This is a genomic window from Segatella copri, from assembly GCF_002224675.1.
GTDB lineage: Bacteria > Bacteroidota > Bacteroidia > Bacteroidales > Bacteroidaceae > Prevotella > Prevotella copri_U.
In genome coordinates this window covers 147001-161217 of the sequence record NZ_NMPZ01000005.1, presented here as the reverse complement: position 1 = coordinate 161217, position 14217 = coordinate 147001, and the positions used below count along the sequence as shown (strand labels likewise).

The following is a 14217-nucleotide window of genomic DNA, read 5'->3' as shown; positions in this document are numbered from 1 at the left end:
TTTTTATATCTTATTCTTTTTCCTTATTTCGCCATCGGAGTGAAGCGCAAGGTGAACTCATGAGCTCCTGTTGGAGTCATGTACTGTGGCAGACAAGAGTCACCACCACAGCTGCGGTTACCGATGCCACGCTGCCAGAAATCGAAGTGAGCGAAAATCTGGTTAGAGCGTACCAGGTCGTAAGGATGCTTGCCACCATAGAATACATCGTAGTTGAACTGGGCATCATCGAAGTGAGACAACGAGAAGGCTACCATGCCCTCGGTGGTAATCTGCAACTTCGTGCTGTTGTTGTCGAGTGTCAACTGGCGCAAGCCCTGGCGGTCGCCCATGGTCTGAGGAGCACTCTGCTCTTCGAACATGCCATCCACGGTGGTCTTGTACAAACCTAACAACGAACCTCTCTGGCGGTCGATGTAGTTGCTCCAAGGACCCTTGGCATAATACTCCACATTCTCGAAACCTGGAGCAAACTGCATGGCAATACCAATTTTTCGGGTTTCCTCAGAAGAATTGTTGGTAGTTACCTTCATATCCACGGTTCCGTTAGGATAGATGATGTAAGCAATCTGGTGAGTATCCTTACCGTTGGTAACGGCAGTTTCCACAACCACGTTCTTGCCCTGCTTCTTAGGAGCCTTCACCATCATTTTCTTGCCGGTGAGTGCACCCTCTTCCTTATTCTCGTTCTCGGCAACACCACCTGTAGCACCCAGGTTCACGTTGTCGTTGGCGATGCGGCGGAAACCGTTGAAGTCAGGACCAGCGTTAGGCTGAACGAGCTGAGTATTGCGATAAGTCCAGTTGGCGATGGTTCCATCCTCTGCGAATGTGATGCTGAAATCCTTGCCGGTGATGGTGTTATCCTTCACCTTCAGCTTGCCCTTCTCCTGGATAGCTGGCAACTTGCCATGGTCTTTCTGTACGAAGGTAGGGTCGGCTACAGATGTGCCTGCTACATTCTCTGCAGAAAGCTTGAACTGCTGCTGAGCCATCTCATAACCTTGCTTGCTCCAGGAAGTTGACTTCTTCAGAACGAGGCTGAAGGTGATGACATACTCTGCCTTATCATCTACAGCGGTGGTGTATGGGATGTTGATATCGCAGGTCTTGCCTGGCAATACAGATGGGATAGCCACCTGGTTTTTCTCTACAGAAACGCCATTGCGGAGCACCTCGTAGCTGAGATTATAGATATCAGCCAGGTTGGTGAATGCGCACTTGTTCTTCAAGGTGAGTACGCGGCTGTAGAAAGATTCGAAGTTCACGTCTCTATAAACATACTTCACCTCGGTGAGCTTAGCCGTCCACTCTCTGCCTGGAGTAATGATACCGTTGCTCATGAAGTCGCCCTGGAATCCTCTGTAACCGTTGTTCATCTTGGTATAGTCGTAACCGGATGTGTAGTAGTGGAGTCCGGTCTTAGGATCCTTCAGAGGAAGACCCTTGCGGATGCGGCGTGTATCGTAGATTCCCTGGTCAACCCAGTCCCAGATGCAGCCACCGATAATACCTGTACTTGCCTCGATGAGATCCCAGTATTCCTGCAGGTTACCTACAGCCTGACCCATTGCATGAGCATACTCACAGATGAAGTAAGGCTTGTTGTTGAGGCCATCCATCTGCTTCTTCACCACCTCGATTCTTGGATACATGTCTGAACCGAAGTCGGAGTACTTGGCACCGTGCTTGTAGCCCTCGTAGTGAACCCAAGCGTCGCGACCAGGCAAAAGCTCCTTCACCTTATCGTAGGTAGCCTGGAAGTTGTCGCCACCGCCCGACTCGTTACCGAGTGACCAGAATACCACGCTAGGATGGTTGCGGTCTCTCAATATCATACGTTCTGTGCGGTCAACGTAGGCTGCGCGCCATGTAGGGTTGTTTGAGAGAGATTGGTTGTTGTGGCACTCTACGTCAGCCTCATCCATACAGTATAATCCGTAGTAGTCGAACATCGCATACATCTTAGCCTGACGAGGATAGTGGCTGGTACGAACGGTGTTCACGTTAGCCTGCTTCATCAGGATTACGTCGCGAAGCATGGTTTCCACGTCGATGGCGTGACCATAGAGTGGGTGAATATCCTGGGTGTTAACACCCTTGAAGAATACTCGCTTGCCGTTTACATAAACCAGTTTATCCTTGATGGTCACCTCTCTGAAGCCGTATTTGGTAGAGAATACCATCTCTTCCTGGTCGCCAGTCTTCTGGCGAACGATAACGGTATAGAGATTAGGCTGCTCTGAGGTCCAAGCCTTCAGACCGGTGAGGTTGTCGATGCTAAGGCGACAGTTCTTCTGAGCATCCTTGGCAGTCATCGCTACCTGAGCAGACTGCTTGGCAACAGACTTGCCCTCTGGGTCGAGGAGTTCAATCTCCAGCGTCTTCTCAGATTTCTCCTTGGCTGCGTTATCGATGGTCAGGTCAACATTCAGGTTGCCTGATGTATAGTCGCTGTTTAGGGCAGATGTGATGTAATGGTCTGCCACGAAAGTCTTTGGAGTGGCTACGAGATAAACGTCGCGGTGAATACCACCGAGGTGCCACATATCCTGTCCCTCCAGGTAAGAACCGTCGCTCCAGCGGTAAACGCGGACTGATACGTTGTTGTCGCCCTTGCGGACGAGGTTGGTAACATCGAAGTCAGCATCGGTATTGGCACCCTGTGAATAGCCGGCATATTTTCCGTTTACCCAAACCACGATGGCGCTGCAGGCACCGTCGAAGTGCAGGAACACACGCTTGCCTGTTTCCCAACCCTCAGGCAGGTTGAAGTTACGGCGATAAGAACCTACCGGATTCTTGTCGAAATTATCCTTGAAGGCTGTGATGAACGGCGGTTTGTTCTCGAAAGGATAGCCCACATTATTATATACAGGCACATCGTATCCAGCCATCTCCCAGTTGAGAGGCACCTGGAGTTCTTTCCATGAAGAAACATCGGCGTTGTCTGCCCAGAAATCATCCTTCTCAGGCTTGCCCTGCTTCCAGTCGGCTGTGTAGTGGAATTTCCACTTTCCGTTGAGCAGGAGATAGTTGGCGTGCTTAGGAGTTAGCCATGGGAATTTGAAGTAATCGTCCTGCTGCATGGAAGCAGTAGAAGAATAAGGCACGAAAGTAGCATGGGCTTTTTCTTTGCGATCCGCAAACTTAGTCTCGTCTTCTACCCATTTGTCGGTAAATGGACAGACGTCAACTTTGGTCTCCACCACCTTCTTCACCTTTTTCTTGGTGTGTCTAGGTTGTGCAATAGCTGATGCGCTGAAGAGGAAGGTTAATGCAACCGCAGCTCCCCAAAATAAATGTTTTTGTTTCATTGTCTGGTTGAATTATTAATAATTACAAGTTAGCTAGTTATGAATCTGTTTAGATTTGGTGCAAATTTACGATTAATTCCTGAAACCTCCAAATAATTTTTGTATTTTCGTATCTTGGAGGATAAAATAAACCGACCTGTATGGTTGAAATTACCCAATACGCCCTGAAAGGGCAGAAGCTCCTAGCCCAGGGCATCGCCCTGGGTAATTATGAACGCAAACCCGTCGCCCTGTAAGGGCAAAAGCTTTCAAAGAACCATGCAGTAAACAAAGCTTTTGCCCTTACTGGGCGTCTTATTGATTGCTATTATACCCAGGGCGATGCCCTGGGCTAGGAGCTTTTGGGCTTTCAGCCCGTTTCAACCATACTGTTAGAAATAAACAGCCCCAGTCCTTTTGGGGGCTTCATTGATGACCGGTGCCTGCTTGCGCCTTGTAAGTATTATCGCTGTTGCTTGTAAGTACTGTCGCAGTTACATCGGTTTTACGTAAAAAGTCTTATCCTTTTCTTCCGAAATCGGCAGGAATCTCGCCCCATTTCTTCGTTTCCCATTTAAAGATAGGTACGGTGATGGGGTGGGTGCGGAGCCAGTTTTCGGCACGTGCGATGACCTGATAGAGCTGCTCGGTTTGAGGAGTGCGCTCCAGCTTGGTCTTGCATTGTTTCTTGTTTACCCAGAGCTGGGCATTTACGCTGTCGCTGTAGATTACCTTGTCGGTAATGCCTTTCTGGGCCATCAGAGCGAGGGCGTGGACGATGGCGAGGAACTCGCCGATATTGTTGGTGCCGTGGATAGGACCATAGTGGAAAACCTGTGCACCAGTCTGAAGGTCAATGCATTGATATTCCATCGGACCGGGATTTCCGGAGCAGGCTGCATCCACAGCCCAGGCGTTCGCCTTCACCTCATTGGGCAAAGGCAAGACTGTATCGTTTCTCCATGAAGGAGGATTTACTGGCATTTTACTCATTTGCGTTTCTTTTATTTATTTGATAGATGATTTGTGTTTTACTGAACCGCATACGAGAGTTCTGTATTGGTATTACTGACCTATATAAAAAAGAAATGAGCAAGCCCCAAAGTCTGGCTCTGGGGATGCTCATTATTTGTCAATAGTCAATATTCATTTTTTAAATTGTAGGTTAATTATATCTTGAGAAGTTTTTCAGGAGTGCTATACTCCTGATAACTTCTAATTACCTAAAATTTTACATTCTTTCTGGAACCTCGATGCCGAGCAGAGCCATACCATTCTTCAGAATCTTGGCAACATTGGCTGCGAGAACCAGGCGGGTAATCTTCTCTGCCTCGCTCTCAGCATTCAGGATGCTGTAGTCGTGATAGAACTGGTTGAACTCCTTGGTCAGCTCGTAGCAGTAGTTGGCAATGCCACCAGGGTTGTAGTTGTTGCCAGCATCGGCTACGGCAGCAGCGAAGTCGTTCATTTTCTGGATGAGGTCGATCTCCTTCTCGTTGATAGGAGCATCAGCGCCCAACTCTGCAGGAATTTCGATACCCTCGGCAGCAGCCTTACGCATGATGCTGCGGATACGAGCGTAGGTGTACTGGATGAAAGGACCTGTGTTACCGTTGAAGTCGATACTCTCCTCTGGGTTGAAGAGCATGTTCTTGCGGGCATCTACCTTGAGGATGAAGTACTTCAACGCTCCGAGACCCACGATGCGTGAAATCTCCTGGCGCTCTTCCTCGCTCATGTCCTTGAACTTGCCAAGCTCATCGCTTGTCTGTCGGGCATCCTTGATCATCTCTGCCATCAGGTCATCTGCATCTACTACGGTTCCCTCGCGGCTCTTCATCTTACCGTTAGGCAGCTCTACCATTCCGTAAGAGAAGTGAACCAAGTCCTTACCCCACTTGAAGCCGAGACGGTCGAGCAGGATAGAGAGCACCTGGAAGTGGTAGTTCTGCTCGTTACCTACTACGTAGATCATCTTGTCGATAGGGAAGTCCTTGAAGCGGAGGTCGGCAGTACCGATGTCCTGAGTCATATAAACAGAAGTTCCGTCAGAACGGAGCAGGAGCTTCTGGTCGAGACCCTCGTTGGTGAGGTCTGCCCATACAGAGTTATCGTCCTTGCGGAAGAAGAGACCCTTCTCCAATCCTTCCTCTACCTTCTTCTTACCCTCGAGGTAAGTATTTGACTCATAATATATCTTGTCGAAACCTACACCCATCATCTTGTAGGTCTCATCGAAGCCAGCGTAAACCCAGCTGTTCATCTTCTGCCAGAGAGCGCGAACTTCAGGGTCGTTGTTTTCCCACTTCACGAGCATTTCGTGAGCCTCCTTGATCAATGGAGCCTCTGCCTTTGCTTTCTCTGTGGCAGCTTCTTCTTCCATGCCCTCCTTCATGTACTGAGCCTTGAGCTCTGCGATTTCCTCACGATAGTGCTTGTCGAAGGCTACATAGTAGTCGCCGATGAGGTGGTCGCCCTTCTTGCCGGAAGTTTCAGGAGTTTCGCCATTGCCCCACTTGAGCCAGGCGAGCATAGATTTACAGATGTGGATACCACGGTCGTTAACGATGTTTGTCTTGATAACCTTGTTGCCGTTGGCCTCCATAATCTGAGCCAATGACCAGCCGAGCAGGTTGTTGCGCACGTGACCGAGGTGGAGAGGCTTGTTGGTGTTAGGAGAAGAGTACTCGATCATGACGAGCGGGCTATTCTCAGTAACAGGCTTCTCGCCGAACTTAGGGTCAGCGTTGATGGTGTTCAAGAGTCCTACCCAAGCGGCAGGAGCGATAGAAAGGTTGAGGAAACCCTTAACCACGTTGAAGTCTGCGATAACGTTAGCGCAGTTCTCCTTCAGGTAGTCACCAATCTCGAGTGCAGTTCTCTCAGGAGTCTTCTTCGACATTTTGAGGAATGGGAATACGACGAGGGTAAGGTTACCTTCGAAATTACTCTTGGTCTTCTGCAGGGCTACCATCTTTTCAGGTACGTCCTGACCATAAAGCTCCTTCACCGCCGCGATGACAGAGCTGATGATTTCGTTTTCTATCTTCATTATCTTTATATCTTTTTTTACCGGTAAAAAATCTATTTATTTATAGCTTGTCGATGAGGGGAAAATAGTTACCCTTATCGCTTAATCGGCTGCAAATTTACAAATAATAATTGGATTGTGCAAAGAAAACGACTTGTTTCTTTGCACAATACATAAAAATATCTCATCTGCGTAGGCTCTTGCTTGGTATCTCTTAACCTTCGAGGATGATGTCTGCCACGTCCTGAGGTGTATTCCAAAGGATACCATCTTGCAGCTCATCGTCGGTAAATCCATTGAGAGCCTCGGTAGCTTCCTTCTCGCTGAGCGCAGGAGTACCGTCTTCGTTCTTAGCATCGAGCAGTGCCTGTAAGATGGCAGCTCTGTATTCTTCTATTGTCATCATTCGTTTTGTTGTAAAGTTTAATGTGTTATTTTATATTTTCTGTTATAACTTACTTAATGATTTATCTAATAATGCTTTTGTCGTAATGACAATGCAAAAATAAACAATTATCCACAAATAGCCATAATTATTTTGCTAAAAAAATAAAAAGCCCTCAACATATAGTGGATTGTACTATATGTTAAGGACTTTTATGCTATTGCTAGTAAATGGATGTTTTACTTCAAAACTTTAGCCAAGAAATTGCTGGCGATATGAGCGGCTTGCTCTTCCTGACCGCCGAATCCGTGGTCGGCATCGGTCATCAAGTGCCATTCGCTCTTCTTGTTCAGATAGTGGAAACGCTGACCATAGGTGTAAGGCACTACTCGGTCGGCATCGCCATGCAGGATGCACTCGGCTCCGTGGTAGTTCTTGGCCGTCTCGTAGATAGGCAGAGTGGTGGCTGTGCGGATATAGTTGCCACCCAGGGCCTTGCCGTCCCACATCTCTATCTTGGCTGGAGGATTCTTGGGGTCGTACATCTTGCCGAATGTATTGCCACGCAGGGCATCGTCACGGAGTACGGCGGCAGGGGCAAGGAGCACCACGGCTTGTATCTTCTTGATATCCTTGTCAGCTTGTGCGGCTAGCTGTCCGCTGGTCATGGCTGTAACCACGCCACCTTGTGAGTGGCCGCCCATCGCAATCTTGCTCACCCAAGGCAGCGAGGAGGCATAGCGCAAGATGCATTTGGCATCTTCTATCTCATTCAGTACGGTCATATCCTCAAATTTTCCCTCGCTCTTGCCATGGCCATTGAAGTCGAATCTGATCACGGCAATGCCTTTCTTGTTGAGGCTGTCTACGAGGCAGTCGAAGAGTTTTCCCTCCTTATTGCCGCCAAATCCATGGCAGAGCACGAGGAGCGGAGTCTTCTTGCCTGCCTTCGCTTTGGCATTTGCTTGGCTTCCGTTGCCATTGGCTGCATCATTGTCTGGACGCTGGATGACTACATCGAGTTTGCCATGGTCGCCCTGCACGGTGGTATGCTCGGTTGAGGCTACTGCGCCGAGTGAGAACAGGGCGCAAGCGGTAAAGATAATTGTTTTTAGATTCTTCATATTGTATGTTATTATTTTATTTGTAAGTTTCGCTTGCAAAAGTACATAAAAGCCTTGAAACCACCAAAAGTTTTTGTTTCATCTTCTTTATTATATATTTCATTCCATCCGGAATGTTACATGATAGCCTGCCACATTGTGCTCGGCAAGGGAGAGATTGATGGATTGCATCATCAGCATCTGGCGGGAGATGGAGAGGCCGATGCCTGAACCTGATGGCTTGGTGGAGAAGAAGGGGATGAACATCTCCTTTGCCACATCGGCAGGGATGGGGTCGCCATTGTTGCTGAAATAGATGCCTGAGAATTGTGAACTCTCGATGTTCTCTGGATGTTTGTGGAAGCATCGAATGTCGATGGCTGAGGCGTGAGCCTCGATGGCATTCTTGGTCAGATTGATAAATACCTGGCGCAGCATGTTCTTGTCGGCAGACCAGGTGGCATCTTCGGGGATATGGATGTGCCATTCTATCTGAGGATAGAGCGGCTTGATGCCTTCCACGAAATCCTTGAGTGGAATGTTCTCGATGACAGGATTTTGTAGCTGGGTGAGCTTGCGGTAGCTGTCCACAAAACTGGTGAGCGATTTGCTGGTATCTCGAATGGCTCGGATGCCTTCCTCATAGGACGAACCTTGGATGTCGGGATTGCTAAGATAGGCTTGGCAGATGCTGGAGATGGGGGCGGTGGCATTCATAATCTCATGGGTGAGCACACGGGTTAGCCTTTGCCAAGATTCCACCTCGTGCTGCGCCACCAGTCTGCCGATGTCGTTCTCCATGTCGTTGAGGGCTTGCTGCAAGGCTCGTTCTCCAAAGAGTAATCCCTTGGTGGATAGGCGGAAGGAGTAATCGCCATTGCGAATAGTCTCTTGCATCAAGAAGGCACGGCTCTTCAGGTTGCGCTGGTGACGCAAGACGAGATAGATGATACCTCCTATGACGAGGAGTATGATACCTATTATATATATGTGGAAAATGGTGTTCATATCAGATGTTTATAATCATGAATGATTGTGATAAAGAATTATCGCTTGAGCTTGGCATAAAGCGTTTGGCGAGTGATGCCGAGCAGTTCGGCGGCACGAGAGATGTTGCCGTGGCATTGATCCACCACCTTGTGGATATGAGTGGTCTCGATGCTCTCCAGAGTCTCCACTTCCTGGCTTCGGTCGATGGCATCTTTTAGGGTTCTGATGAGTTCGTCATTATCCCAGGGTTTGGTGACGAAATCGGCGGCTCCGCTTTTCAATCCCTTGATGGCTAGCTGCACGTCGGCAAAGGCGGTGATGAGCACCACGGGGATGTGGGCATGGAGCCGGCGGAAGGTGCGGAGCCAGAGCAAGCCGTCCTGACCGCTGTTTACGCCAAGTGAGAAGTTCATGTCGAGCAGGATGAGATCTACCTGCTCCTGTTGCAGCAACATGGGGGCGGTATCGGGGCGGGGCAGGGTGAGAATCCGTTCGAACGTATTACCCAGACAGATCTTCAGCGCCGTGAGTATCGACGGATTATCGTCGATGACAAGAAGGGTTCCATATTTCATATCTTTATTTTTTTGTTTGCAAAAGTACGCTTTTTTCCCGAAACGACAAACAAAAACGGGGCTGTTGTGTGATAATCATACAATAGAGTGTATGAATTTCATACAATCCACCTTCCGGGCTGCCGGAAATCTTGGCAGAAAACGGGAGAAGCCGTAACTTTGCAGCAGCTAACGAAAACAGGGAACTGCTATTCTTCCTTTATCGTTTGATTTTAGTGAAACAAAAAAATAAATGAGTATATGATGAAAAGTTATGTGAAATTCTTATCACGCAACAAGCTTTATGCCACCATAGAGGCCTTGGGCCTCTCGGTGGCACTGGCTTTTGTGCTGATTCTCGTTTCCTACGCTACTGCAGAGTATCGTGTGGGAACGAATCTGAAACAGGCGAAGGAACTCTATGTAGCAGGTTCCGGCGATTATCTCGGAATGACCTGGGGCACAGCCAAGGAGTTCTTTCCTTCCATCCCGGAAATCAAGGGATGGACAAGATTTGGTGAATATTATGCTCCGCAGGGAGCCATGATAGATGGACAGTATTATGAGGCAAAATATCTGGCTATCGACCCGAACTTCTCCCAGTTTATGGGTTACAAATGCCGTGGTTGTGCGCCTGATCATCTCCTTTCGGATGCTCATCAGGCAATGGTTTCGGAATCTTTTGCCAAGAAAGCCTTCGGCAACGCCAATCCTATCGGCCGTACCATCCAATGCGGTAAGCTGCAACTCAAGGTGGTGGGAATCATGGAGGATTTCGACCGTGAGGACCTTCTTAACCCATACGATATTTTCGTGTCGATGAAACTGATAGAAGCTGAGGCTCAGCCGATGGATCAGTTTGGTTCCTGCACTACGGTGGCGCGACTGGCAAAGGATGCTGACCCGGAAAAAGTGAGACAGACCTTGCTCGGCAAATACATGAACTACTGGAAGGGATGGAAGAAGGATTCGGATGGAGTCAGCTTTATGTGGGGTTGCCAGTTTGTAAGATGGGACCAGATTCATTTTACGGCTGATAGTGTCGCTATTTTCAAGCATGGCAATCGTACTCTCGTGAATATCCTCCTGGTAGTGGCGCTGGTTCTGCTGCTTTCTGCCTTGTTCAACTACATCAATCTTACGGTGGCTCAGATTGGCAACCGTGCGAAGGAGATGGCTACTCGAAGACTGCTGGGTGAATCGGTAGGGGGCGTGATGCTGCGTTATCTCAAGGAGTCGGCGCTCTTCACGGCAGTCTGCTTCCTGCTGGGCTTGTTGATTTCCTGGGCATTCATTCCGTTGTTCAATTCTATGTTGGATACGAAAATCGACCTGTTCCATTCCTTCGACCTTCTGTGGTTCCTGCCGTTGGCTTACGTCATCATCTCCATCTTTGCGGGAATCCTTCCTGCCATCGTGGTTTCCCGTTTCAATCCGATAGATGTGGTGAAGGGAACCATCCGCATGCGCAGCAAGATGTGGTTCAGCAAGATATTTATCGTAGCCCAGAACGTCATCAGTATCACGCTGGTAGTCATGGCGATAACGATGATGCTCCAGATGAAGCATCTTGCCGATTTGCCGTTGGGTTATCAGACGAAGGATATTGTTTCCATCTTTTCTTCCTTGGATGGTTCGCCGGAGAAGATGTCTATTCTCAAAAACCGTCTGAAAGCGCTTCCAGAGGTGGAAGAGGCAACTTACGGCAACGCCAATCCTATCAGCAGCTGGAAAAATGGCGTGCAAGATGACAACGAAAAACTGATAGGAATGCTCCGTATGTTCTTGGCTGATTCCACGGCGATGAAGATGCTGGGAATCAGGGTGATTGAACAGTATTGCGAACCAGCCTATGGCAAGATTTGGGTAACGGAAGATGCGAAGCGTGCCTATGGCGTTTCTGCCCACAAGCCGTGGTTTGGAATGAGACTGGAAAACGGAAAACACGAATACGAGGTGTGCGGCGTGATTGCCGATTACCATAGTGGAGATGCGTTGAGCGAGAATGAGAAAACAGAGCATAATGCCATTGGAGTCATCACCCCGCAGCAGGGCGGATGGGCTGTTCTGGTGAAAACCCGTGGCGATCATGCCCAGGCGCTGCAGGCTATCCGGAGTACCTGCAAGCAGGTGGCTAAGGAACTGATGGGCGTTCCTGCGGAAATGGAGGCGGAGTATATGGATGATACTTTGAAGAATAATCTCAAGGACAAGCATAATATGATGGTGCTCATCATCACATTCATGAGCATTTCTATCCTGATTTCTGCCCTGGGTCTCTTCGGAATGTCGGTTTATTACGGCAACCAGCAGAAGCGCCAGATTGCCCTGCGCAAGGTGATGGGTGCTTCGATTGGGGATGCGGCTTGGCAACTGGCTAAGAGATTCCTCGTCAGTTCGCTGGTGGCTGTGGTCATCGCCATCCCTATCTGCGTGAAGCTGATGCAGACTTATCTTATGGATTTCGTCCATCGCATCTCCTTCCCTTGGTGGGTGTTGCTGGCTGGCGCCATCTTTACTTTATTGATAGCCTTTGTTTCGGTTATCGGCTGCACCCTGCGTACGGCGATGTCAAATCCGATAGACAGCATCAAGGCTGAATAATGAGTCATAAACTTTAAAAAAGATTTCTAACGATGATACGAACAGAGAATTTAACTAGAATATTCCGCACGGAAGAGGTGGAAACCATCGCCCTGAACGGCGTAAACATAGAGGTAGAAGATGGTGAGTTTATCGCCATCATGGGTCCTTCGGGATGCGGTAAGTCAACCTTGCTGAACATCCTGGGCTTGTTGGATAGTCCTACGGAAGGCAAGTATTGGTTGAATAACGAGGAAGTGGGCCATCTGAAGGAGCGTGAGCGTACCGCCTATCGCAAGGGTCGCATCGGCTTCGTGTTTCAGAACTTCAACCTCATCGATGAACTTACCGTTGAGGAAAATGTGGATTTGCAGCTGAAATACCTCGGAGTGGGGAAGGCGGAGCGCAAGGAGCGTGTGCTCGAAATTCTGAGAAAGGTGAAGCTGAGCCATCGTGCCAAGCATTATCCTCATCAGCTTTCGGGCGGTCAGCAGCAGAGGGTTGCCATCGCCCGTGCCGTGGTGGGCAAGCCTAGCATCATCCTTGCCGATGAGCCTACGGGTAACCTCGATTCCAAGAATGGTATGGAGGTGATGCAGTTGCTCAGCGAACTGAACGAAGAGGGAACCACCATCGTGATGGTGACGCACTCCAAGCACGATGCTACCTACGCCAGTCGCATCATCAATCTGTTTGATGGACAAGTGGTGGATGCGGTAAATGATCAGCTTTGATTTTTGGTTTCGAATGATTAGCTTTGATCTGCGGTTTCTGTCCAACAATTAGACGGTGGTGTCTAATTGTTGGACAGTTTGTTTAATGAGGGTTTTTATTTAATGGTTTGATTATCAGAAGAAATGCTGTTTTGGCACGGCTCTTGTCCTAATCATGCCAAAATGAAGAAGATTATGAAAAGAATAGGAATATTGATAGGATGGTTGGTCTGGGCGGCTGGTGCCTCGGCACAGAGCTGGAGCCTTGACGACTGTATGAAATACGCCGTGGAGCACGCCACGGAGGTGAAGCGGGAGGTGGTAAACGCCCGCCAACGCAAGCAGGATTACCAGCATGCTGTGGCAGGATTCCTGCCTACCGTTACGGGCGGCGTGCAGGGACAGTATGCCTGGGGACGAAACATCGACCCGGAAACCAATACTTATAATAATGTAACGACATTCAACAACTATTATCAGCTTTATGCCGAACTGAATGTCTTCGATGGTTTCGCTACCATCAACGCCTTGAAGCAGGCTAAGCTGAGCCGGGATTATTCAGCCACGGCGATGCAGAAAATTCAGAACGACCGTGCCATCGACGTGATGCAGAAATATGTGGATGCTGCCTATGCTGAGGCAAGCATTCGGATAGCAAGCGAGAAACTGAACGAAAGCAAGCGGATGCTGGCTAAGATGAAGCGCCTGTATGAACTGGGCGAAAAAGGGCGCCCGGATGTAGTGCAGATGGAATCGCAGGTGGCGGAAGATGAATACAATCTTACGCATCAGGAGAATGTGGCAAAACAGAGTCTGCTTGCCTTGAAATCGGCGATGAATTTTCCGGTGGATGAGGAACTGAAAATTCTGATTAAAGAGGAGCAGAATTTGAAGTTAACGTCTGATAATAAAGAGGTTTCTGAATCTGGAGTAAACTACGAAACCGTTTACCAGGGCTTCCAGCATATTTCTCCCGATTTGAAGTCGGCAGAATACGAAGTGGAGCGGGCGCGGTATGATTACAAGATAGCAAAAGGCAGATTGCTGCCATCACTCTCTCTCGGTGGTGGCATTTCGACCAACTATTATAAGAATCTCTCTCAGAAAGGGCAATACGATGGGTTTGCCTCGCAGTTTCGCAACAACCAGGGCGAATACCTCGCGTTGACCCTTTCCATACCTATTTATAATAGCGACCGCTGGCACAGCGTGAAGAAAGCACGCAACGACTGGCAACTGGCACAGGTGAACCTGGAGGAAACCAGGCGCAAGCTTCACGACCAGATAGCCCAGGCGGTAATGGATGCAGAGGGTTACGCCAAGGAGTTGCACCAGATGCAGAAGAAGGTGGCCTCCGATTCGCTCGCCTATCACATGTCGAGCCGGAAGTTTGAGGAAGGAATGCTTTCCACCTTCGATCTTCATACCGCAGCCCAAACGCTTCTGGAAAGCAGAATCAAGGAACTCCAGATGCAGATGCTGCTCATTATCAAACAGAGGCTGGTTGCTTATTATCAGGGAGAAAATTTAATTAAATAACAGAACTTTCGCAAGTGGTTCAG

At 48.8% G+C, this 14217-nt stretch carries 10 protein-coding genes; 3 read left to right on the top strand and 7 right to left on the bottom strand.

Annotation, left to right across the window (positions count from 1 at the left end; translation table 11 throughout):
• Positions 1–23 precede the first annotated feature (23 nt).
• The 7 genes from CFT61_RS04745 to CFT61_RS04715 form a co-directional block, all read right to left on the bottom strand.
• Positions 24–3317: a glycoside hydrolase family 2 TIM barrel-domain containing protein gene (locus CFT61_RS04745; protein WP_089543316.1), complete on the bottom strand. Its 3294-nt coding sequence runs from the start codon at positions 3315–3317 to the stop codon at positions 24–26.
• A gap of 498 nt (positions 3318–3815) precedes the next feature.
• Positions 3816–4289: an RNase H family protein gene (locus CFT61_RS04740; protein ID WP_089543315.1), complete on the bottom strand. Its 474-nt coding sequence runs from the start codon at positions 4287–4289 to the stop codon at positions 3816–3818.
• Between the two features lie 238 nt (positions 4290–4527).
• A complete protein-coding gene (gene argS / locus CFT61_RS04735) occupies positions 4528–6348 on the bottom strand; it encodes an arginine--tRNA ligase (RefSeq protein ID WP_089543314.1) in 1821 nt (606 codons plus the stop codon).
• Positions 6349–6541: 193 nt separating this feature from the next.
• Entirely contained in the window at positions 6542–6733 is a 192-nt protein-coding gene (locus tag CFT61_RS04730) for a hypothetical protein (protein WP_349226182.1), read from the bottom strand.
• A 218-nt stretch (positions 6734–6951) separates the two neighbouring features.
• Positions 6952–7836, bottom strand: coding sequence for an alpha/beta hydrolase family protein (locus tag CFT61_RS04725; RefSeq protein ID WP_089543313.1), 885 nt, complete (start codon positions 7834–7836; stop codon positions 6952–6954).
• A gap of 99 nt (positions 7837–7935) precedes the next feature.
• Complete coding sequence (locus tag CFT61_RS04720; protein ID WP_089543312.1) at positions 7936–8823, bottom strand: sensor histidine kinase; 888 nt, start codon at positions 8821–8823, stop codon at positions 7936–7938.
• A 38-nt stretch (positions 8824–8861) separates the two neighbouring features.
• Positions 8862–9380 (bottom strand): response regulator, encoded by a 519-nt coding sequence (locus CFT61_RS04715; RefSeq protein WP_089543311.1) that lies wholly within the window; start codon positions 9378–9380, stop codon positions 8862–8864.
• Positions 9381–9620: 240 nt separating this feature from the next.
• Between CFT61_RS04715 and CFT61_RS04710 the strand changes: the two genes are divergently transcribed.
• The 3 genes from CFT61_RS04710 to CFT61_RS04700 all read left to right on the top strand — a co-directional run bounded on the left by CFT61_RS04710 (position 9621) and on the right by CFT61_RS04700 (position 14194).
• Positions 9621–11963 carry an ABC transporter permease gene (locus CFT61_RS04710; RefSeq protein ID WP_089543310.1) on the top strand — a complete coding sequence of 781 codons (2343 nt, stop codon included), beginning with the start codon at positions 9621–9623 and terminating at the stop codon, positions 11961–11963.
• A 32-nt stretch (positions 11964–11995) separates the two neighbouring features.
• The gene (locus CFT61_RS04705) at positions 11996–12676 is read left to right on the top strand and encodes an ABC transporter ATP-binding protein (RefSeq protein WP_089543309.1); all 681 of its coding nucleotides are present in this window, start codon (positions 11996–11998) and stop codon (positions 12674–12676) included.
• 174 nt (positions 12677–12850) lie between these two features.
• Positions 12851–14194 carry a TolC family protein gene (locus CFT61_RS04700; protein ID WP_089543337.1) on the top strand — a complete coding sequence of 448 codons (1344 nt, stop codon included), beginning with the start codon at positions 12851–12853 and terminating at the stop codon, positions 14192–14194.
• Positions 14195–14217 lie beyond the last annotated feature (23 nt).